A 22,409-nucleotide genomic window follows, 5' to 3' on the forward strand; every position below is an offset into this window, starting at 1 on the left:
GTGTGTAAAAAAATGAAAAAATCTTTGATTATGGTTTTGACAGTTGTCCTGGCTTTAAGCTCCCTATCTGCGGTATTCGCAGATAAGGGCAACAACAATGGTAAAGGGAAAGACAAACAAAATGAATTAGAACTTGGTGTTGAAGTGCTGCTTGAAGAACAAAAGGAGCTGATTGAAGGAAAACGGGTCGGATTAATTACCAATCCAACCGGGGTAGATCAGGAGCTAAATAGTATTGTAGATTTACTGCACAATGATCCGGATGTTGAATTAACCGCATTGTATGGACCGGAACATGGGGTACGTGGTGATGCTCAAGCTGGAGAATATGTGGAGTTTTATATTGATGAGACTACAGGATTACCAGTCTACAGCTTATATGGACAGACTAGAAAACCCACACCAGAAATGCTGGAAAATGTTGATGTATTGCTATTTGATATCCAGGACGTAGGAACACGCTTCTATACGTATATTTATACGATGGCATATGCCATGGAGGCAGCACAGGAAAATAACATTGAATTTATCGTACTTGACCGTCCAAACCCATTAGGTGGCCATAAAGTCGAAGGACCAGTTCTTGAAACGGAATATGCATCCTTTGTTGGTAATTATCCGATCCCTTTGCGTCACGGGATGACAGTCGGAGAACTCGCAAAACTTTTTAATGAAGAATTTGAAATTGGTGCAGATTTAACCGTTGTTGAAATGGATGGCTGGAAACGGAATATGTATTATGATGATACAAACTTAGAATTTGTTCTCCCGTCGCCGAACATGCCAACACTTGATACAGCACTCGTATACCCTGGTGCAGCATTAATTGAAGGCACAAACCTATCTGAAGGTCGTGGTACAACGAAACCATTCGAATTGATTGGTGCTCCATTTGTAAACAGCACTGAATTTGCAGCTGCTTTAAATGAACTGGAACTACCTGGAGTTGCTTTCCGAGCAGCATCCTTCACACCTTCCATTTCCAAACATGCTGGAACACTTAGTCATGGTGTGCAAATTCATATCAAGAACAAGAAATCTTATAAACCGGTTGAAACTGGTCTGCATATCGTAAAAACACTGCATGATATGTACCCAGAAGACTTTGAATTCCGCGCTGAAAACAGCGCAGGTATTTCCTTCTTTGATAATTTAATTGGTAATGGTTGGATCCGTGAAGCAATCGAAAACGGCGAGTCTGTTAAAGATATGGAAAAAGAATGGAAAGATGAATTGAAAGAGTTTAAGCAGGTTCGTAAAGACTACCTTATTTATTGAATAGATGACTAGATAAAAAGACATCCAGTAAGCTGGATGTCTTTTCCTTTTTGTATCTACCCTTTTATCGCCCCTTCTGTCATACCTTGTGAAATCCTCCGTTGGAAAATCGCATAAAGAACAATAACTGGAAGGATAGCAATTACGAGACTGGCAAATAATGTACCCCAAGCATTTGTATATTGTGCTTCACTACTAATAAAGTCGATTGCCAATGCCAATGTATAATTCTCACTGGATTGTAGAAAGATCAATGCCATAAAATACTCATTCCAAAACTGAATCGCATTCATAATTGTTACCGTAATTATTCCCGACATTGTTAATGGTGTAATCACTTTCCAGAGAACACCATAAGGCGAGAGACCGTCAATTGCTGCAGCTTCTTCAAGTGACTTTGGAATCGTACTTATAAAGCTTGTTAAAACAAATATGGTAAAAGGCAACTGGCTGACTGCATATACAATAGCCAATCCATAAATATTATCTAATAAACCTATATCCGATAGTAGAAAGAATAACGGTATCCAACCCAATACCATTGGAATCATCATCGCTGATACATATAACGTAAATAAGAATTTACTCCCCCGGAAATTTATTCGCTCAATCGCATATGCCGTAGGGACAGCAAGGAACAATGTTAAAAGTGAACCTACTACCGTTACAATTAAACTATTAAACACACTTGTATCGATATTATAGTTCGTCCAAGCATCTGCAAAGTTTTGCCAGCTAAAGTTTTCAGGAAACCCCCATGGATTTCTGTATATTTCTGCATTTGATTTAAATGAACCGAGGAACATCCAAAATATTGGGTATAACACGGCTATTGACCATAAAATTAAAGGGATACGTATCCCTGTCTTACCTAAAATTTGACCCACACTACGTTTCACTTTTGTTCCTCCTTTACCTTTTCCACTTTATGATTCTAGTATTCAACTTTATCCCTGCGCATCAAGAATTGTAAAATTAATACGGTAATTAGCGAAATGACTAAAATCATAACTCCAATTGTTGCTCCATAACCAAAGTTATACTGTACGAATGCCTGCTGATAGAGATAGGAACCCATTACATGTGTAGAGTTATTTGGCCCACCGGCAGTCATAACCTGCACAATAACAAAAGAACCATTTAAAGTAGTAATAACGATGTAAAGAACGGATATTTTAATTTGTGGCCATACAAGTGGCAAGGTAACCTTCCAAAATTGTTGCCATTGGTTTGCTCCGTCGATTTCAGCTGCTTCATAATAGCTTTTGGATATATTAGAAATACCGCCTATTAGCATTAACATAAATAAGCCAATCCCCGCCCAAATGGATGGTAATACAAGACTTGGCAATGCCCATGTCTCACTTCCAAGCCATGGTCTGGCCAAATTCTCTAAACCAAGAAATTCCAATCCTGAATTAACCAGCCCCATACTCGGATTATAGATAAAGGTCCATAATATCCCAATTACAACAACCGACATAATATTGGGAAAGAAAAAGACAACCCGGTAAAATGGTGCTTCTTTAATTTTCAGTTGAGTCAGAGCAACTGCAAAAAACATTGCCAAAATCATAATGCCAATAACTTTGGTTACCACGAGGAAATAATCATGAATAATCGTATTGGGGATTATTGCATCATTGAATAATTTTATGTAATTGTCGAATCCAATAAATTCTTTGTTTTGGGACGAACCTGACCAATCAAAAAAAGAATAGTACAATCCGCTGAACAAAGGATAAAGCGTAAAAATAGCGAACATGATAAACGTGGGAATAAGGCAAAAGGCCAGAAATGTATATTTTTGTTTTTTAGACTGTACCATCCAATCACTCTTTCTTTTGGAAATAGATGTATGGAACATAATGGCTAACGTTGAATGCCATCATGTTCCATACCGACTTATAGAGACTGTTCAAATAGTCCGATAAAAATGAAGCAGATGTTTCTCGTTGACGGATCTTTTACCGAGATCGTCCACGTCCTATCGGCAACGTAGAGAGCATAGTTAATTAATTACGATATTCTGCAGCTGCTTTTTCCGCTTCTTCAACAAATTCTTCTGCAGTCATATTTCCGAGCATCAAGGACATCAATGCATTACCAATCGGTGTTTCCAAATCTGCACTCATTGGATGCGGTTTTTCATAGATTTGAACTTGATCCGGATCATTAATCATCGCATTCGCTTCTGTTAAATACCCTGGAACATTTTCATTTTCCGTTAAATCTACTTCCGTAATATTCATAATAGCCCCTGTATGTTCAGAGAACGACATTGCATATTCCCTTGTAAATGCAAACTCAACAAAAGCTTTAGCTGCCTCTGGATTTTTCGCATTTTCAGCGATTGCCAAAGGTCGTAAATCTGGAACAATAGCAAATGGTTCGCCAGCATCCTGCATTGGCGATGGAATAAATCCAAAGTCAAATCCTTCAGGAATATCATTTGCCATTTCATTCGGCAACCAGAAGCCTACTGGAATAAATGCATTTTCTTGTAACAGGAAGTTCATTTGAGATTGCGTATGGTTTAATGCACCCAATCCAGAATCAAACATTCCTTCTTGTTGCAATTTCTCCACTTTTTTCATCGTTTCTAGTACGACATCACTTGTCCAGGCACCTTCTGCACCAGTAATTAAATCAGCAAGTAGTTCTTCCCCACCGGCTGCACCAAATGCAGGGTAAAGCATTCCACGTAGGAAGTAATATGGATGTTGACCACTCGTTACAAGTGGATTAATATCCTCTTCCTCTTTTATCTCCTTCATCGAACTCATAAAGCTGTCAAAGTCTGTTGGTACTTCATATCCTTTTTCTTCAAATAATGCTTTGTCATACCATGTTCCCCATGTATCAAATACTAAAGGCAGTGAATAAATTTCCCCGTCGAATTTACCGGGCTGAACGATAAAGCTATCCACTAATTTATCGCCGCCTTCTAGTTCAATTCCTTCGACCCATTCTGACAAATTCATTAATTGTCCATCTTCGACCATTTGTGTTTCGCTTGAGCCAGCTCCATCAATGTAAACGACATCAGGCGGATCATTTGCAATCCAGCGTGAGCGCATTTCTTCATTAATGTTTGGACCCGCATGTTCAATTACATTTACATCAGGATATTCTTTCTGAAAATCTGCAATGACTTCTTTCCACCATGAATCTCCATATCCACCTACAAAATATTGTATTTCAAAATCCCCTGAAATTTCCCCTTCAGCGCCAGTGCTTGGTGTTCCACTTGTTTCCGTTGCATCCTCTGCATCATCCTCTTCATTTTCACCTGAAGAACATGCTGCAATCAGTGCTACCATTAACAGCACAGCTATTAGTAAAAAACGACGTACTTTAAATAACTTATTCAACTTATTACCCCCTTTTATTTTTGTGCAAAATATATGAAACACATTACTAGCATTCACCCAGTAATGGAGTTTCTGAATTTAATAATTGCTGAATGTTTCAATCGCAGTTCTTGCATAGCCATTACTTGTAGATAACGCTTCTTTTGCCTCTTCCAAGGTAACTCCAGCTTTGATCATTACAATTGCTGGCTTGACTTCATGATTGGTCTGGTTTAATACTTCTTCTGCAATCTCATAGGAAACATTTGTTATTTCAATGATGTTTTGTTTAGCACGTTCTTTTAATTTATAGTTACTTGCATGTACATCTACCATTAAATTTTCGTACACTTTTCCAAGCTTCACCATTGTCGTTGTGCTAATCATATTCAAAATCATCTTATGCGATGTAGCCGCTTTCATTCTTGTTGAACCGGTCAATACTTCTGGCCCTACAACCACTTCAATCTCACAATCTGCATATCTACTAATTAATGAATCTTTATTGCATGAGAGAGATATCGCATATGCCCCCATTTTCTGGGCAAATTTCAAGGCACCGATTGGATAAGGGGTTCTTCCACTGGCAGTAATTCCGATGACCACATCCTTTTTGGTGAGGTTCCTTGATTTTAGATCAACTTTCCCCTGTGCTTCATGATCTTCAGAACCTTCAGCAGCTTGGAAAAATGCATTATTTCCACCAGCCATAACCGTTTGGATCATTTCTGCTGGGGTCATAAAAGTAGGGGGACATTCCGAAGCATCCATTACTCCTAATCTCCCGCTCGTACCAGCGCCCACATAGAATAGTCTTCCACCATTGGAAAGAGCAACAACTATCCTTTCAACAGCAACTTCTACTTTATGCAGAACTATTTCAACAGCTTCGGCCACCTTCTTGTCTTCTTCATTAATTAGCTTCAACATTTCAAATGTAGACATCTGATCCAGGTTCATACTGTTCTGGTTTCTCTGTTCAGTAGTGAGATTGGTTAATTCCATGCGCATAAGGATCTCCCTTGTTATTAGATTCGGTAATTACGATTAATTAAATAATAGTAATTACATTAATTTTCTTAATTTTATTTCATTATAGGTCGACTGAATTATTTTGTCAATATTTCTTTTTTTTATAGTAATATAATTTCACTCATAATTCAAAACGGCCTGTTTTTTTAAATCTTAGGTATTGCCATAAATCTATAAACTGCGATGTAAGATAAACTTCGGCGACCGCTCTGGGAAATACACTGCGCTTTCCGTGGGCGGCTGGTGAGCCTCCTCGCGCTAACGCACTTCGGTGTCTCACCGATGCCTTTCCTCCCACTGGAGTCTCCGTGTATTTCCCAGAGCTGGTTAGAAGGTTGACACTTTTGAGTAGCTAAATTAGCAATTCAGCATAACCAGTCCGGGTGAGCGAAGGGCGGTGACTCCTGCGGGAACAGCACGTGTCCGAAGACCCGAAGAGCGGTTTTCTCTTCGGGGCTGAGGCCGTGCCCGCGGAAAGCATCCGCCCGTAGCGATCCCGGACGGCAGCAATAGCACACATCTTAGAATACCACCCAGAAGTTACGTCGCTTTGTGGATAGGATCTAATAGAGGTAGTAGTTAGTTCGCATTTTATCTCCACTCCGCAATACTTTAAAAGCAACAATCATTTTCAAATGGACGAGTAACTGCAATCCAAACAATTTAAAAGCCCTTAAAAAAAAGAAGTTATATCCGTTTCATTTCTTAAAAAAGGATATAGCTTCTCTCGTTTCATCTAAGTGTCGAACGGTCTCCTCATATTGAACAGATGCTAAACACATAAATAATATATCGATTACCTGCAGTTGTGCGATTCGGGAAGAGGTTGCACCACTTCGTATGGTTGCTTCCTTTGCAGCAGATGTATGTAATTGAATATCGGAGTAATTAGACACCAATGAATTCCCGTATTTTGTAATACTAATTGTCGTTGTGTTTTTATGTTTTGCAAGTTTTAATAGTCTTGCAACTTCTTCTGTATTCCCTGAAAAAGAAATGCCAACCACCACATCATCCGGTCCTTTATTCGCAATGGAAGTTGCAGCCATATGCGCATCAGAAAAGGCATATGCATTCTTATTAATTCGTAAAAATTTCTGTTCGGCATCTTTTGCAGCAATATAGGAAGCACCAACACCAAAAAAGATGATAGCTGGTGCATTCTCCAATGCATTTACAGCCGTTTGCAAATCCTTTTCATTCATAATATCTGCAGTTTCTTTAAGTGTTTGGATCGTATTAGTTGTTACTTTATCAATAATATTTTTAAAACCCTCATTTGGCTCAATATCCCTATATTCCGTTACAACCTGCTTCTGTAAATCACCAGCAACTCTAATCTTAAGCTCTTGAAATCCACGAAAGCCTAATGATTTACACAAACGGATAACTGCAGCACTACTTGTTTTACTTTTTTCACCAAGCATTAAGGCTGTCAGAAGAATGGACTCCTCAGGATTTTTCAATATGTATTCCGCTATTTTTTTCTCGGAAGGTGGCAAGCTGTTTACCATATCTTTTAAAATAACTAGTCCGCCTTTAATATGAGACATTCCTTCACCTTCTTATCTATTGGATTGTACCCTTTATATTTTTAATCATTTCCTTCGTAGGAAGCTCTCCCTGCAAAACATAGGCACCGATTATTGAACCACCCACTGGAGGCATGTCAGGTAATACAACAGTTGTATGGGGGTTTTTACTTAGGCTCTTCTTTATTAATTCAGAAATAGTCTTTTCGCTAAAAACTCCTCCACATAATACTACTCTCACTTTATCATGTTCAGAAAATAATTTTTTATATAATGTTTCAATACTGCAGGTTATTTCCTCAATCACATTTGCAATGATTCCCTCTGCCACGGGATCCTGTTTGTGGTAGGATTGAATTACTATTTTCGAAAGAGCTGAAATTTCATTTTTTGGTCTTGGTGATGTATATATTTTTTGAATCAAATCCTGGCCATTATCTACTTTAAAAAAGGTAAACATCTTCTGGCTCATGTCGGTGTCGATACCTCTCCCGTCGTAAGCCTTTAACACTGCCATCATTCCTTGGCGTCCTATATCATAGCCACTCCCCTCATCGCCCAGTAGATAACCCCAGCCGCCGACACGAGCATGCTTCAGACTGCTGTCAATTCCGTAAGTAATGGATCCTGTTCCGGATATTTGAACAATTCCAGGCTTTCCGTATGTACCGGAATAAAGGGCGTTAATCGTATCTGGTTCTACTACAACAGACGTAGTTGCTGGGACAAATCGTTTAATCATTTCTTTCAAAAAAATCTGGTTAGCTTTATTACCAGCGCCAGCAATACCAGCGAACAGATGCGTAATCTTTTGAAAGCTATCTGGCAATTGTTCTTCCAAAACACTGAATAAACCTCTGAATATTTTCTCAAGCTCCTGTTTTGAGGTAGCATTCGGGTTTGTGGAGCCCGTTCTTGTCTGAGCTAAAATATCCCCATTTCTATCAGCTATTGCAGCGACCGTTTTTGTCCCACCACCATCAATACCCAATACAAAGCCCATCCAGGATACCTCCTTTCAATTATTTATGTTTATTTATACACTATATAATTTTATGTTGATAAACAATACCTTTTTTAAAATTAAATTTTAAAATTATAAACAGAGGATCGATTAATCAATAGGGTTTCACTGTTTCCCCAATCATCGCACAGGCTTCCTTTACAAATGCTTCACATCGCAACTTATCCTTTTTATCTGGCTCAAGTTCCACTTTCAACCGAGTTGGGACGACCTTTGCACCAAGATGAACCAATCGATCACCCATAATTTCAATGGACTCACAGAACACATCATAAAACGATTCTCCTGAACCAAACACCCCAATTAACCTGTCTTTAAGATCTATGTTATCCAGCTCATCATAGAAATGCTCAGCCTCAAAGGGAATCTGTCCATCATCTGCAGAGTGCGTACCAATCAACACCAAGTTAAAATCAAGCAGTTCCTCTACATCGATTGTATCAAATTCAAATGATTTCGTTACAAGATCATAGCGATGACTTTCAAGGTAGGAAACCATAGTATCAGCAATCATCTCCGTATTACCAGTTGAGCTTGCATAAAGTATAAGTACCTTATTCATTGCTTTCCCTCCACTCAGGATTATTATCTATCTCCATTTTACCGATAATGATAATCATTTTCAATTAACCCCAAGAATTTAACACAAAACTATGTCCGAAATGTGTACAACTGAGCAAGGTGCCTGTCACTCCTCGAATTTTGTCGAAATATAATTATCTGATATATAAATAAGCGGAAATAATACTTTTCAGCATTATTCCCGCTACCTGAATTTACATCCCTAACTTATTTTATAAACCCTTGCTTCATAAGCCTTTAGAATATTCTCTTCATACTCATTATAGTTGTTGATCAATAAATTCTTTTTGTTTTCCCGTAAATCAGCTGGCAGCTTGAACTCTACCTTCTCTGCAAACAGATTCGTAACAATTAATATTTTCTCATCTTCCAGCGTTCTTGTATAAGCATAAACCTGATCATGTTCTTCCAATATAATATCATAACTACCATAAATAAGAACGTTATTTTCTTTTCTAAGCTGAATCAGCTTTTTATAATAATGGTAGATGGAATCAGAATCGTTCCTATCTTTTTCCACATTTATTTCCTTGTAATTCGGGTTAACCTTCAGCCATGGGTCACCTTGTGAAAAACCTGCATTTTTCTCCGCATTCCATTGCATTGGTGTCCTCGAATTATCTCTGCCTGTTTTCCATATAATTTCCATAATATCTTCGGATGGTGTACCTTCTGCTAGCTCGTTATCATACATATTTTTCGCATCAATGTCATTATAATCATCAATGGATGGGTACTGGACATTTGTCATGCCAATTTCCTGACCTTGATAAATAAATGGGGTTCCTTGCATCAGAAAGTACATCGTCGCCAAACATTTTGCAGATTCCACGCGGTATTCCTCACTGTTTCCCCAGGTCGAAAGCGATCGTGGTTGATCGTGATTTTCCAAAAACAACGCATTCCAACCGATGTCTTCCAGCCCTTTTTGCCACTTACTTAAGGTTTTCTTTAAAGCATGGATATCAAGGCCTTTGTTTGTGTTTTTTCCCCATAAATCTAAATGTTCAAATTGGAAAATCATATTAAACTTTCCGTTCTCTTCTCCAACCCATTCATCGGCTTCTTCCAAACGAACGCCATTAGCTTCACCAACAGTCATAATATTATAGTTATCCAGGGTTTCCCTTTTGAATTCTCCCAAAAATTCCTGAATACCTTTACGGTTCATATGACCTTTAAAGGAGGGAACATATTTAGTTTTATTCGGGTTTGGCATATCTGGAAATCCTTCGACTTTTTTAATATGTGAAATAGCATCTACGCGAAATCCATCAATTCCTTTATCAAGCCACCAATTAACCATGTTATATAATTCTTTACGTACAATCGGGTTTTCCCAGTTTAGATCTGGTTGCTTTTTTGAAAATACATGAAGGAAATATTCCTCTGTTTTTTCATCATACTCCCATGCCGATCCACCAAAAATGGACTCCCAGTTATTCGGCTCCTTCCCGTCTTTTCCGGGATGCCACATGTAATAATCACGATATGGGTTATCCTTTGAAGTACGTGATTCAATAAACCAGGGATGTTCATCAGAAGTATGGTTGATTACTAAATCCATGATCAGTTTCATATCACGCTTATGTACTTCATCCAATAATTGATCAAAATCTTCCATTGTTCCAAACTCATCCATTATATTTTGATAATCACTAATATCATAGCCATTATCATCATTTGGCGATTGATAGATTGGGCTGATCCAGATGACATCAATCCCAAGATCTTTCAAATAATCCAGCTTCATAATTACACCTTGAATATCCCCGATACCATCACCATTGGAATCCATAAAGCTTCGTGGATATACTTGATATGCAACCGCTTCTTTCCACCATACTCGTTTCATACAAATCCTCCTTGCTTTCGTTTATTAGCTATATGATTTATCTTAATTACTCAACTTTCGAACTAATAAAATAAGATCAAACAGTTTACTGGTTTAAACTTATTTTAATCCTAATAATTCCCTTACTAACCTGGTAAGAATATAGTTGTTTTCTAAAGGATAATTTTGTAATGGTTGTTGCTCTTTAAGCATCAGAGTTGAGATAAACTACAAACTAGGATAGGAACTTCGGCGACCGCTCTGGGAAATACACTGCGCTTTCCACGGGCGGCTGGTGAGCCCCTTCATGCTGACGCATTTCAGTGTCTCACCGATGCCTTTCTTCCCGTAGGAGTCTCCGTGTATTTCCCCGAGCTGGTTCGTGGGTTGCTGACAATGACTACACTTGCTAATAGCTAAAATAACATCCTACAGTTTCACCAGTTTGGGTGAGCGGCGGGCGGTGACTCCTGCGGGAAAAGCACGTGTCCGAAGACCAGAAGAGTGGTTTTCTCTTCGGGGCTGAGGCCGTGCCCTAAGGATGCGCATCCGCCCAGAGCGATCCCGGACGGCGGGAAAAGCAGTTACTTAAAGAAACCAAATAACCAGCAGTTACTTCGCTACCAAGGCTCAATTAGCCATTCACTCTGCAAAAGCTGTGTTATTTACTTGTGATTTTTATATACAATCTGTAAAACGCTGAAAATGATACAAAGGCTAGCAATGACCAGGTAAAGAAAGGGATTAAAAATTGCACCGTATTAAAGCTCGTAAGCAAAATAATTCCATTCATCAAGAGGACTGTGAAAAATAATATCGGGCTGCCTAGCGTGATTAGCAGGCTGTTTTTCAAAATAGCTCCAAGTCTCATCTCATAATGTACTGTTACAGAAAAGAAATTCATCGTATACACATATAGAAGTGCTCCCATGATGACAAAAGAAAACATCAGAATAATATTTTCCTGACTGAAGTAGTAATAATCAACACCCCATACAAACCATAATACCGTTAAAATCATTCCTCCGAATAAACTTTTTTTATAGTTTTCTTTATAATAACGCCAATAAGACTTGATTAAGCCTTTATCGTCCTTGTCCATAATCCAATCCCTTACCGAGGCAAACATTGCAGTTGTTGCAGGAAAAAATAATAAGGGCATGAAAACAATGAGTGGTGGAAGTAAAAGAAATATATTGCTGATTCTTTCAACAAACATAATGCTTACTACAATGAAAACGATCGGCAAATTGAAAAAGAGCCACAATACATTGATTACCGAAAAACGCATCATCCACTCACTTAAAACATATAAACCACTCATAAATCCGGTATTTCTCAATAGTGTTCTCCTCCCGCTAGTTATAGATCCTTTTCCATATATGATGAACAAATGCCCCCTTCAAGTTTATGCTACACATAAACTCAGGAGGGAGCTCTTGTCTTACGCCCACCACATATCAGCAGGCGATTCTTCAATATTAACAGCTTTCAAATTTTTAACTGCTGCTCTAAATCCTTCATCGACTGACATAATTGGATCCTCGTGTTCAATGCTGATAACATAGTCATAGCCATATGTTCGTAATGCACTCACAATATTGGACCATTCCTGAATACTATGACCATATCCAACAGAACGAAAGCTCCACGCACGTGTTTGAATTTCAGAATAGGCTTGCATATCTGTTAAACCGTACATGTTCACATTATCCTGATCGATGTACGTGTCTTTCGCATGGAAATGGTGGATTGCGTTTTCCTTGCCCAAAATTTTAATTGCTGCAACAGGATCTATTCCCTGCCACCACAAATGACTTGGATCAAGGTTTGCTCCGATTGCATCACATGTAGCCTCTCTTAACTTTAATAACGTATATGGTGTGTGCACGAGAAAACCTGCATGCAACTCCAAACCTACTTTAATGCCATGATCCTGCGCAAATTGACCCTGTTCCTTCCAATAAGGTATGAGTTTTTCCTCCCATTGCCATTTTAAAATGTCGGAGTATTCCGTTGGCCACGGTGTTACTGGCCAGTTTGGATATTTGGAATCTTCATTGGATCCAGGTGTGCCAGAGAATGTATTTACAACTGGTACACCAAGCATTTCTGCTAGAAGAACTGTTTTTGTGAATGCATCATGTGATTCATGAGCATGTTGTTTGTTTGGAGAAATAGGATTATCATGACAACTCAATGCACTGATGGTTAATCCACGTGATTGCACTTTGTCCATGAAGACGTTTCTTTTTTCTTCGCTTTCCAATAACTCATCTACATTACAATGAGCAGTTCCTGGATTTCCACCTGTTCCGATTTCGACAGCACTTAATCCAGCATCCTTTACATAGTCGAGCATTTCTTCAAATGGCTTTTCTGCAAATAATACGGTAAATACGCCTAGTTTCATGTATATTCCCTCCACTTACGAAAATTTTATACTTGATCCGGTATTGCTGCTTTCATAAATAGCTTCTATTAATTTCGTAACGATTAATGCCTGTTCAGGCTTACAGATTAATTCCCCTTCACCAAGGCAGCTTTCAACAAAATTCTGAGCTTGCAGTACATCAACTTTCGCTGGGTCTTCTACCAGTTTTGCTTCTGTCGTCATAAATGTTCCATGTCTTGGTTGATAGATTTCAAATGGAAATACATTTACTCCGCCTTCCACACCAGAAATACTTACATGTGTGGTATCCTCTTTAATATTTGCTGCCCAAGAACATTCAAACAGCATCGAGCTATTATCCTCAAACTTGATATATGCTGAAACATGATCATCCACATCAAATGTAGTATGATCAAAGCTTCCCCAATCGTTAAGCTGGTTTGGTGTTTTACTTAATTGATTATATGTTGTACCGATTACCTCAACCGGCTTCGGTCCGTCTAATAACCAAAGTGATAAGTCAAGAAGGTGACATCCCCAATCAATTAAACTACCTCCACCTTGTAATTCCTTATTTGTAAATACACCCCAGCCCGGAACTTTTCGCCGTCTTAGAGCTTGCACTCGGGTAACAAGCGGATCCCCGATATCATTCATCGCCTGCTTTGCGATCCGCGATGCCTCCATAAACCGGTAATGATAGGCAATGGATACTATTTTATTCGACTTTTCTGAAGCTGCTAGCATTGCTTCACATTCACTCACGGATATTGCCATTGGTTTTTCACAGAAGACATGCACATCTGCTTCTAATGCGGCAATGGAAATTTCAGCATGGAACTTATTTGGCGTGCAAATTGTTACAGCATCGACGACATCAAATAATTCATGATAGTTTGTGAAAACATGCGGAATATCATATTCCTTTGCTACTTCTACTGCTCGTGATCGGTTTAGATCCTGTACAGCAACAATTTCTACTTTTTCCGCTAATTCCAGATAGGCTGGAATATGCCTGCTTTGCGCAATCCCACCTACCCCAATTATTCCCATTCTTAATTTAGTCAAAGTAATCACTTCTCCATTTGATAGATACGTTTTGATTCAACCGATTCGATAGCACCTAATATAACTTCCAATGACTTCTTTCCTTCTTCCCCATTAATCAAAGGCTCTTTATCCTGAAGTATGGATTCCACAAAGTGATCAATAACATGTGTTGTTGATTGACCGCCTTCTTCATTGGACTGGATTCCACCTAATTCATATTTGACGACTTCACCGTTTTTGTATTGCACCACAAGAGAATAGTCAGGATGATCCTCGAGTCTCAATGTCGCATTCTCACCATAGATGATGGTTGAATTATCTTCTTTTGCTGTGTAGGCCCAGCTGGCAGCAAGGGTTCCAATTACTCCACTTTCCGTTTTTAAAATAAAGACCGCATTATCATCGACATCTGCATTTTCTTTTGCACTCGTCTCGACGAAAGCTCCAACCTCAACCACCTCTTCATTCAATACGTAACGGAGCAAATCGGCCTTATGTACACCAAGATCACCCATTGCACCAATAAATGCTTGATCCTTTTTAAAGAACCAGCTATCTCCTCCATCTGCACTCCAGCCTTCAGGTCCACCATGACCAAATGCAGTACGGAAGCTGTAAATTTTTCCTACTTCACCTTGTTCAATTAACATTCTAGCTCTTTGGTGCGAGGATACGAAACGCTGGTTATGTCCAATCATTAGCTTTTTATTATTTGATTCAGCAGCTTTAATCATGTTTTCAGCTTCTTCTTTGGAAGTCGCCATCGGTTTTTCGCATAATACATGACATCCTGCATTCAAAGCAGCAATAGTTACTGGAGCATGCAAATAATTTGGAAGACAGACACTAACCGCATCCAAATCTTCTGTTTTTAATAGGATTTCATAACTTGTATATGCATTCGCATGATACATTTCCGCAGCTTCTTTTGCCCGTGATTCAACAATATCGCATACGGCAACAATTTCTACTTCCGAGTTGTTATCGTATTCCAATAAATGACGATGTTTTGCAATACTTCCACAGCCGATTACTGCTACGCGAATTTTTGACATAGTTGCATTCTCCTCTAATTCATTATTTTTCAGAAATGTTTTCCAATGGCTTTGTATTGCCATAAACATGTGTTGGTGTGTTTTGATTATTTACCCATTTTACTGCATTTTTTATTACCCGTTGAACATCCTTGTTGTAGTAGGTAGGATATGTTTCATGTCCTGGTCTGAAATAGAATATCTTCCCTTTGCCGCGTTTAAACGTAGCACCACTTCGGAACACTTCCCCACCTTCAAACCAACTGACGAAAACGAGTTCATCTGGTGTTGGAATATCAAAATGTTCTCCATACATTTCTTCCTGTTCAAGTTCAATATACTCGCCAAGCCCCTCTGCAATCGGATGTGTAGGATCTACCGCCCAAAGACGTTCCTTTTCCCCTGCTTCACGCCATTTAAGGTCGCAAGTTGTGCCCATCAGTTGTTTAAATATTTTAGAAAAATGTCCAGAGTGTAAAACAATAAGGCCCATGCCTTCCAATACACGCTGCTGAACTTTTTCTACGATTTCATCCTGTACTTCGTGATGGGCTACATGTCCCCACCATAACAATACATCTGTTTCATTTAAAATTTCCTCGGTAAGTCCATGTTCTGTTTCCTCCAATGTTGCCGTTTTGACATTTACTTCCTCTTCATTCAGGAAATCTGCAATAGCTCCATGAATTCCTGTTGGATAAATTTCTGCAACTTTTGCATTTGTTTTTTCATGACGATTTTCATTCCATACGACTACATTCACAACTGTTCTCTCCCTTATGTTTGCATGATTTAAGGAAATCGTTTGCATTCAAGGTTGCAATGATGATTCCCTATACATATTTTAATCCTTCATTAACCTGTGAAGATTCTCTTATCTTAATGACAGTAGGTATAATTAAACTTCTTTTGAACATCTTCGGATCATGAATCAGTTCTATGACACACCTCGATGCCTCATATCCCAACTGATAGGTTTGTGTATCTATCGACGTCATTGGTGGACTGGCTAATTGGGAAACAATTGTATTATTAAAACTGACAATACTTATATCTTTTGGAATCGTAATATTTCTGTTTCTTAATTCCTTCATAACTACTAATGCATTTACATCGGTAGAGATCACCATCGCTGTTGGGGGATCAGGTAAATGAATTAGATCTTCGACGACCTGTACTCCATTCGGTGTTCCATATTCGAAATGTTTGATATAATCATCAGAACCTTTCAGACCATGAACCCTCAATGCTTCCTGGTACCCATTTAGCCTGTCCTGAATCACCTGAAAATCTGGATCATCGCCGATAAAACTAATTCTTTGATGTTTAAGTTTTATCAAATACTCGGTAGCTTCTTTAGCAGCCTGAATATTATCATTATCTACATACATGACTTTACTTGTTTCACTTAATGGTTTGCCAATAACGACAAATGGAAAATTTTGATCAATTAAATATGGAACAACTTTGTCATCCTTTTTTGAATAGAGCACAATTACTCCATCTACACGTTGCCCTTGTACCATTTTAACAACTTCATTAAAAATAGATTCTTCTGATTCACCCGTCGTTAGTGAAATACTATAATCTTCTTTGTTACAATAAGCACTTATTCCTCGCAGTACTTCCGGAAAAAATGGATTATGCAGGCTATGGCTTGCTGAATGCTTCATGACAATTCCTATTGTCTGTGTTGATTTCTGAACGAGAACCCGTGCATTTAAATTAATATGATATCCCATCTCATCCATTATTTTTCTAACTTTGCGCTTTGTCTTTTCACTTATTTTACTACTGTCCGACAACACCCGCGATACGGTGGACGGAGATACGTTCGCTCGTTTTGCTACATCTTTAATTGTAACCGACATATTTTTCACCCTTTCCCCTTAACTTACCAGTCTATGAGGGGATTTCCAATTATTTTACTGCGCCATCAGATACCCCTTTAATTATATGTTTTTGTGCAAAGAAGTAGATGATAATAACTGGAATAATTGCGATGGTTAAACCAGCTAATGCTAAATGCCACTGCTTCGTATATTGCCCAAAGAAGAAGAACATTTTCAATGGAATGGTTGCTTGGTCTGCACTTAATACGAGTGAAGGAAGTAAATAATCATTCCAAATCCAGATTAAGTTCAAAATCATTACCGTTACAGAAATCGGCTTTAACATCGGGAAAATAATTTTCCAAAATAATTGCCACCTATTGGCCCCATCAATTGTTGCAGCTTCATCTAATGTTCTTGGTATTCCAGTCATGGCACCATGATACAAAAAGATGGATAAACTTGAACCAAAACCTAAGTACATAAATATAAGTCCAGATCGGTTTAGCATATCAATTTGACCAAATAGCGATACAAGCGGAATCATAACCGATTGAAACGGAATCAGCATAGCAGCTACGAACACCATAAATATTCCCGCACTTAGTTTACTTGTATTACGTGCTAAAGCATAACCAGCCATCGATGAGAAAATGATAATCAGTCCGACACTTAGCACCGAAATCAAAACAGAGTTAAAGAGTGAATGGGCAAAATCCAAATCTATAAAAGCTTTTGAAAAGTTTTCAAACGTCCATTCTGTTGGCAACCCCAATACATCTGTAAAAATACCATTTTTTGTTTTAAATGCATTCACAATCATTAAGTAAAATGGAGATAACCATAATAAAGCAATCAAAACACCAACTATTTGCAGTAAAAGCTTATTGCGCTTTTTTTCCTTCATTATAAGTCAACCTCCCTTTTCTTGTTGTAATAAACTTGTGTTAACGCAACAGCAGCTACCAGAATAAAGAAAATAACCGCCTTGGATTGGGCATATGCCATATCATAATCACTGAATGCTGTGTTATAAATTTCCATTGCCACCATTTGTGTTGAGTTAAATGGTCCCCCTCCTGTTAATGCAAGGTTTTGATCATAAAGTTTGAATGCATTGGATAAAGTGAGGAACATACTAATTGTGAAAGCAGGTGCAATGAGCGGGAATGTCACTTTCCAGAATCGTTGCAGTGGATTCGCCCCATCAATCTCTGCCGCTTCAATTAATTCACCCGGTACAGCCTCCAAATAAGCAATATAAATAATCATAATATAACCACCATACTGCCATGTGTTCAGGATTACTAATCCCCAAAACCCTGTTCCAGTTGTAGACAACCAACCTTGAAGCCATTCCATTCCTAACAAACTACCAACACTATCGAACGCACTGACGAAAATAAACTGCCAGATAAAACCTAAGATCAGTCCACCAATCAAGTTTGGCATAAAGAATACCGTTCTTAATAGATTGCTGGATTTCATTTTCTGTGTAACAAGTAAAGCTAAGCCTAATCCAATCACATTTACGAGTATGATGGAAATGACTGCAAATTTAATCGTAAACCAGATCGAGTCAAGGAATTCTCTATCCTGAAATAGATTAATATAATGCTCCATGCCCAAAAATTGTGTAGCCGTTAAGCCATTCCAATCGGTAAAGGAAAAAATAAATCCATATATAAATGGAACAAAAACGACAAGCCCTAATGCTAGTAGGGTTGGTGTAACAAATAACCAAAATGATAAACTTCTATTTCGCATTACTAGCACCTCCACGCTTTCATAAAACTCCCCTAAAGTGAGAGATACAACCAACAAGTTCATCGATCTTGTTGGTTGTATCGCTTTGTTAAGTTTTCAACTATTTTCTAGCATTTTCCCAATCAGCTTTGGATCCTTCAATTACTTCATGCCAAGTAATATCTCCACTTAAATATCTTTGCATATTAACCGCTAAGGAATCTTCCTGCCATCCAATTGGAGATGCCATAAATACCCAGCCAATTGTTTTCCCTTCAGATGCATATTTATATACATCCTGTGAAAGTGGATCAGAAATTTGTTCTGTATCATAACCTTCATATGCAGGGATAAATTTAAACTCGTTTAGTACTAATTCTTTACCAGCATCAGACGTATACATCCAGTCAAGGAAATCTTTTGCAGCTTGTTGTGTTGCATCGTCTGCATTATTATTAACTACCCAGTACTGTGGAACCCCTACAGGCAGATGACCTTCAAGACCATCAACAGGAATTGGAATCATCCCAATACCGTTTTCAGCGAATTCTGCATCCATCTGCTCAACAGTTGGATAGATCCAGTTACCTTGTTGAATTAATGCAACCTTGCCAGTTGAAAATAACTGTTCAACTTGTTGTGAATAATCAAGACTTAACACTGGTTGTTTGGAATACTCATTTTGTAAATCTAACATTCTTTGTAATTCGTCACCTTTTTCAAATGGAATCGTTTCAGCATTGTACGCTTCCAAAATATCATCATTAAAGTCTGAAGCAATATAAGTGTTGGCTAAGTGGTTACCCATAACCCATAACTCTTTAGCTGGAAGTGCGATAACTGCTTCAAGTCCCAATTCATCTTTTTGACTTTCCAATGTTTCAAAAGCTTCTTCCAAAGCTTCATATGTTGTTAATTCTTCTGCATTAATACCCGCTTGTTCAAATATTTCTTTGTTGTAGATATAACCATAACCTTCCTGGCTATATGGTAATCCTAAAATTTCTTCATCAACTGTCACACCAGATAGCGTACCGTCCAACGCTGCATCTGCTGCAGCTGTATCTGACAAGTCAGTTAAGTATTCTCTATATTCTTCCACCTCTGTTGGCCCACCAACATTAAAAATGTCTGGCTCATTTCCTGCAGCAAATGATGACTTCAGTGATGCTGCATAGTCATTACCACCACCAACGGTTTGAACATCTATCTTAATATCAGGGTTCTCTTCTTCATATTGGGCAACAAGATCCTCAAATTGTTCTTTAAACTCTACTTTAAACTGGAAAACGCTTACTTCTGTTTGATCACCAGAAGCACTTGATTCACCATCTTCATCAGATGACGAACAACCCGCTACTACTAAAATACCTGAAAGAAAAAGTGCCATAAAAGCTTTTGAAAGAAACGTTTTGTTTCTCATAGTTATCCCCACTCCTAATTTTTTGTTTTCCCATTTGGATGAAACCGATTACAATGAACTCCAAAAAAATTTTGACTCATTTGCTTTTAGTTAAATCCTTCAAAGGCATATGTATAAGTAGATTCATGCCCTTGCAAGCGGAGGGAAACCGTTTGCATTAATTTAACTTGATAGTATCATAGAAAAATTGAAAGAGCAATAGATTTTAAATAAAAAAATAAAGCGCTAACATTTTAAAAATACTAGAGGTAATATTTTCTTGAAGCTATATATGGCATGGCCCTAACTGTTTTATATTAGTTTATTCAATAAACTAATTCAGTTTGATTTATATCTGACCAATTTAATACAACCAGTAAGAAAACCGTTTGCATAAATTATCTAAAACTGAAAAATAAAATAGGCATCAGCTACTTTTAGCTGTTGCCTCAATCCCATTAAAAAGAACCCATAAGCTGAATCATCGCAGGTCCCAATAAAATGATAAATAAGGTAGGGAAAATAAATAATACCAAAGGAAACATCATTTTAATTGGAGCTTTCATTGCCGTTTCTTCAGCCTTTTGTCTTCTGTATTCGCGTATTTCCTCTGTCTGTACACGTAAAACAGAAACCATTCCAATTCCCAGTTTTTCCGCCTGTACGATATTATAAATTAATGCTCTCAATTCATCGGATTCAAGGCGATCATTAATCGCGTTTAATGCTTGTTTCCTTGTTTTTCCTAAACGCATTTCTTCCAATGATACCTTAAATTCTTTAATAACTTCACCCTTTTTTTTGGAAACAACCTGGCTTAATGCTACATCAAATCCTAACCCAGCCTCAAGACTTATCGTTAATAAGTCAAGAATATCTGGAAGTTCTTTTCCAGCTAGCTGGCTTCTTTTTTTAATCGCTTTTTTTAAAAACTGCTTTGGTAATATAATTGCTAATGCGAAACATACAAAGAAAATAAGAAAGATATACTGCAATTCCAGGTTAAAAAGGAGGCCTATTCCCCCACCAAGTAAAGGCGATACCAAGGTTATCGTAATCTGCAGCATTTTAAATCCTACTGGGCTAAAACCAAATGGCTGGCCCGCTTTCAACAGCAGATGCTCGAGCTTGGATGCCTCTTCTTTCCCTAATCTTTTTGTGTATTTCCTTTTAAATGTAATCCAAGTAGGCTGCACAACTCGCTCATAAAAGGAACGTTCTTCTTCCTCGATATCTGCTTGGTACGACGGTGTATTCATGACGAAATAAGTTTGTATTCTATGTTGAATATGTCCTTTTCTTTCTGCTTTCATCCCGACAATAGCATAGGTTAAAAAGCATATAAATATAAAAAAACTACCATATAAAGCCATCCATTTTACACCTCAATTGTCGTAATTTTACGTATCAATATAAAACCAATAATACCGCCTATAGCACCAGCTATTAGCATTCCTATCCCAATTGGATTTGTAAATAGTGTTCCAATATATTCTGGATTCATCAAGTAAATAACGAAACCAAGTGCTACCGGCAGAAGACTGATAATCATACCAGATAGACGTCCTTGCGCTGTAAGTGTTTTAATTTGATTCTGAATTTTAGAACGTTCCCTGATGGTTTCAACAATTTTATTTAGTAGAAAGGCCAGATTTCCGCCTACTTGTCTCTGGATAATGATAGCTTCTACCATTAATTCCAGATCTTCACTAGGTATGCGATCTTTCCATTCCACTAATGCATCTTCAAGGTTGGTTCCATAACGCATTTTCTTTAAAACCAGCTCTGCTTCTTCCTTAATCGGGGAATAGGATTCTTCTGCTACCATTTGCAACGATTGAGGTAAACTGAATCCCGCTCGTAAGGAGCCAATGATCGAAGTAATCATACTCGGTAGCCCCATATTAAATTGTTTTATCCGCTTCTTTTCTTTCGTTTTCAGCCACAGAGGTAGAAATTGAAATCCAAAAATGAAACCAATAATAGAAAAAAGCAAATGACCCAATAGCAGATGAAACAACCCTCCAGCAAAAATTGCTGCCAGCCATTGAAAAGCAGCAAACTCTTCTGGCTTTATCGGAACACCCGCAACACTTAACCTTTGTTCCAGGTTGTTTTTTTTCTTACTTTGTTTTTTATTTTTTATTAAAAGCATTGTTAGCTTATGGTTCATCTCTTTAAGTATTTCTTTAACAGAAAATTTCTTTTTAACGATCTTATCTTGGTTGGCATTTTTAGCATAACGAACAAGACTAATTGCCATGAGAAAAAGAAAACTTGTGATAAACACGGAAAATATCAATATGAACATCATA

Annotated in this window: 20 protein-coding genes; 1 reads left to right on the forward strand and 19 read right to left on the reverse strand. The window is 37.9% G+C overall.

All coding sequences use genetic code 11. The annotated features are described in order from the left end of the window. The first annotated feature begins 12 nt into the window (after nucleotides 1-12). A complete protein-coding gene (locus ACFOUV_RS08875) occupies nucleotides 13-1,278 on the forward strand; it encodes an exo-beta-N-acetylmuramidase NamZ family protein (protein ID WP_379496402.1) in 1,266 nt (421 codons plus the stop codon). Nucleotides 1,279-1,334: 56 nt separating this feature from the next. Here ACFOUV_RS08875 and ACFOUV_RS08880 read toward each other — a convergent pair whose 3' ends face one another. The 19 genes from ACFOUV_RS08880 to ACFOUV_RS08970 all read right to left on the reverse strand — a co-directional run bounded on the left by ACFOUV_RS08880 (nucleotide 1,335) and on the right by ACFOUV_RS08970 (nucleotide 22,408). Continuing rightward, complete coding sequence (locus ACFOUV_RS08880; protein ID WP_379496403.1) at nucleotides 1,335-2,177, reverse strand: carbohydrate ABC transporter permease; 843 nt, start codon at nucleotides 2,175-2,177, stop codon at nucleotides 1,335-1,337. Between the two features lie 35 nt (nucleotides 2,178-2,212). Beyond that, nucleotides 2,213-3,106: a carbohydrate ABC transporter permease gene (locus ACFOUV_RS08885; RefSeq protein WP_379496404.1), complete on the reverse strand. Its 894-nt coding sequence runs from the start codon at nucleotides 3,104-3,106 to the stop codon at nucleotides 2,213-2,215. Nucleotides 3,107-3,293: 187 nt separating this feature from the next. After that, entirely contained in the window at nucleotides 3,294-4,601 is a 1,308-nt protein-coding gene (locus ACFOUV_RS08890; protein ID WP_379496591.1) for an ABC transporter substrate-binding protein, read from the reverse strand. A gap of 129 nt (nucleotides 4,602-4,730) precedes the next feature. Further along, nucleotides 4,731-5,636 (reverse strand): N-acetylmuramic acid 6-phosphate etherase, encoded by a 906-nt coding sequence (murQ, locus tag ACFOUV_RS08895; protein WP_379496592.1) that lies wholly within the window; start codon nucleotides 5,634-5,636, stop codon nucleotides 4,731-4,733. Nucleotides 5,637-6,361: 725 nt separating this feature from the next. Then, nucleotides 6,362-7,216, reverse strand: a complete 855-nt coding sequence (locus tag ACFOUV_RS08900) for a MurR/RpiR family transcriptional regulator (RefSeq protein WP_379496405.1) — start codon at nucleotides 7,214-7,216, stop codon at nucleotides 6,362-6,364. Nucleotides 7,217-7,232: 16 nt separating this feature from the next. Next, nucleotides 7,233-8,198 (reverse strand): N-acetylglucosamine kinase, encoded by a 966-nt coding sequence (locus ACFOUV_RS08905; RefSeq protein ID WP_379496406.1) that lies wholly within the window; start codon nucleotides 8,196-8,198, stop codon nucleotides 7,233-7,235. A 115-nt stretch (nucleotides 8,199-8,313) separates the two neighbouring features. Continuing rightward, nucleotides 8,314-8,781, reverse strand: coding sequence for a flavodoxin domain-containing protein (locus ACFOUV_RS08910; RefSeq protein WP_379496407.1), 468 nt, complete (start codon nucleotides 8,779-8,781; stop codon nucleotides 8,314-8,316). 222 nt (nucleotides 8,782-9,003) lie between these two features. Then, nucleotides 9,004-10,656, reverse strand: coding sequence for a glycoside hydrolase family 13 protein (locus ACFOUV_RS08915; RefSeq protein WP_379496408.1), 1,653 nt, complete (start codon nucleotides 10,654-10,656; stop codon nucleotides 9,004-9,006). A gap of 640 nt (nucleotides 10,657-11,296) precedes the next feature. Further along, complete coding sequence (locus ACFOUV_RS08920) at nucleotides 11,297-11,977, reverse strand: YesL family protein (RefSeq protein WP_379496409.1); 681 nt, start codon at nucleotides 11,975-11,977, stop codon at nucleotides 11,297-11,299. A 102-nt stretch (nucleotides 11,978-12,079) separates the two neighbouring features. After that, nucleotides 12,080-13,048, reverse strand: coding sequence for a sugar phosphate isomerase/epimerase family protein (locus ACFOUV_RS08925; RefSeq protein ID WP_379496410.1), 969 nt, complete (start codon nucleotides 13,046-13,048; stop codon nucleotides 12,080-12,082). A gap of 15 nt (nucleotides 13,049-13,063) precedes the next feature. Next, a complete protein-coding gene (locus tag ACFOUV_RS08930; RefSeq protein ID WP_379496411.1) occupies nucleotides 13,064-14,098 on the reverse strand; it encodes a Gfo/Idh/MocA family protein in 1,035 nt (344 codons plus the stop codon). Nucleotides 14,099-14,103: 5 nt separating this feature from the next. Then, a complete protein-coding gene (locus tag ACFOUV_RS08935) occupies nucleotides 14,104-15,135 on the reverse strand; it encodes a Gfo/Idh/MocA family protein (RefSeq protein ID WP_379496412.1) in 1,032 nt (343 codons plus the stop codon). 22 nt (nucleotides 15,136-15,157) lie between these two features. After that, nucleotides 15,158-15,877 carry a ThuA domain-containing protein gene (locus ACFOUV_RS08940; RefSeq protein ID WP_379496413.1) on the reverse strand — a complete coding sequence of 240 codons (720 nt, stop codon included), beginning with the start codon at nucleotides 15,875-15,877 and terminating at the stop codon, nucleotides 15,158-15,160. Nucleotides 15,878-15,947: 70 nt separating this feature from the next. Then, nucleotides 15,948-16,985, reverse strand: coding sequence for a LacI family DNA-binding transcriptional regulator (locus ACFOUV_RS08945; RefSeq protein ID WP_379496414.1), 1,038 nt, complete (start codon nucleotides 16,983-16,985; stop codon nucleotides 15,948-15,950). A 49-nt stretch (nucleotides 16,986-17,034) separates the two neighbouring features. Further along, nucleotides 17,035-17,853: a carbohydrate ABC transporter permease gene (locus ACFOUV_RS08950; RefSeq protein ID WP_379496415.1), complete on the reverse strand. Its 819-nt coding sequence runs from the start codon at nucleotides 17,851-17,853 to the stop codon at nucleotides 17,035-17,037. Then, nucleotides 17,853-18,713, reverse strand: a complete 861-nt coding sequence (locus ACFOUV_RS08955) for a carbohydrate ABC transporter permease (RefSeq protein ID WP_379496416.1) — start codon at nucleotides 18,711-18,713, stop codon at nucleotides 17,853-17,855. The genes ACFOUV_RS08950 and ACFOUV_RS08955 overlap by 1 nt, the downstream gene beginning before the upstream one ends. Nucleotides 18,714-18,813: 100 nt before the next feature. After that, nucleotides 18,814-20,115 (reverse strand): ABC transporter substrate-binding protein, encoded by a 1,302-nt coding sequence (locus ACFOUV_RS08960; protein WP_379496417.1) that lies wholly within the window; start codon nucleotides 20,113-20,115, stop codon nucleotides 18,814-18,816. Between the two features lie 437 nt (nucleotides 20,116-20,552). Continuing rightward, nucleotides 20,553-21,467 (reverse strand): type II secretion system F family protein, encoded by a 915-nt coding sequence (locus tag ACFOUV_RS08965; protein ID WP_379496418.1) that lies wholly within the window; start codon nucleotides 21,465-21,467, stop codon nucleotides 20,553-20,555. 5 nt (nucleotides 21,468-21,472) lie between these two features. Further along, nucleotides 21,473-22,408, reverse strand: coding sequence for a type II secretion system F family protein (locus ACFOUV_RS08970; RefSeq protein ID WP_379496419.1), 936 nt, complete (start codon nucleotides 22,406-22,408; stop codon nucleotides 21,473-21,475). Between the last annotated feature and the right edge of the window lies 1 nt (nucleotide 22,409).

This window comes from Oceanobacillus longus (assembly GCF_042650085.1).
Classification (GTDB): domain Bacteria; phylum Bacillota; class Bacilli; order Bacillales; family Amphibacillaceae; genus Oceanobacillus; species Oceanobacillus longus.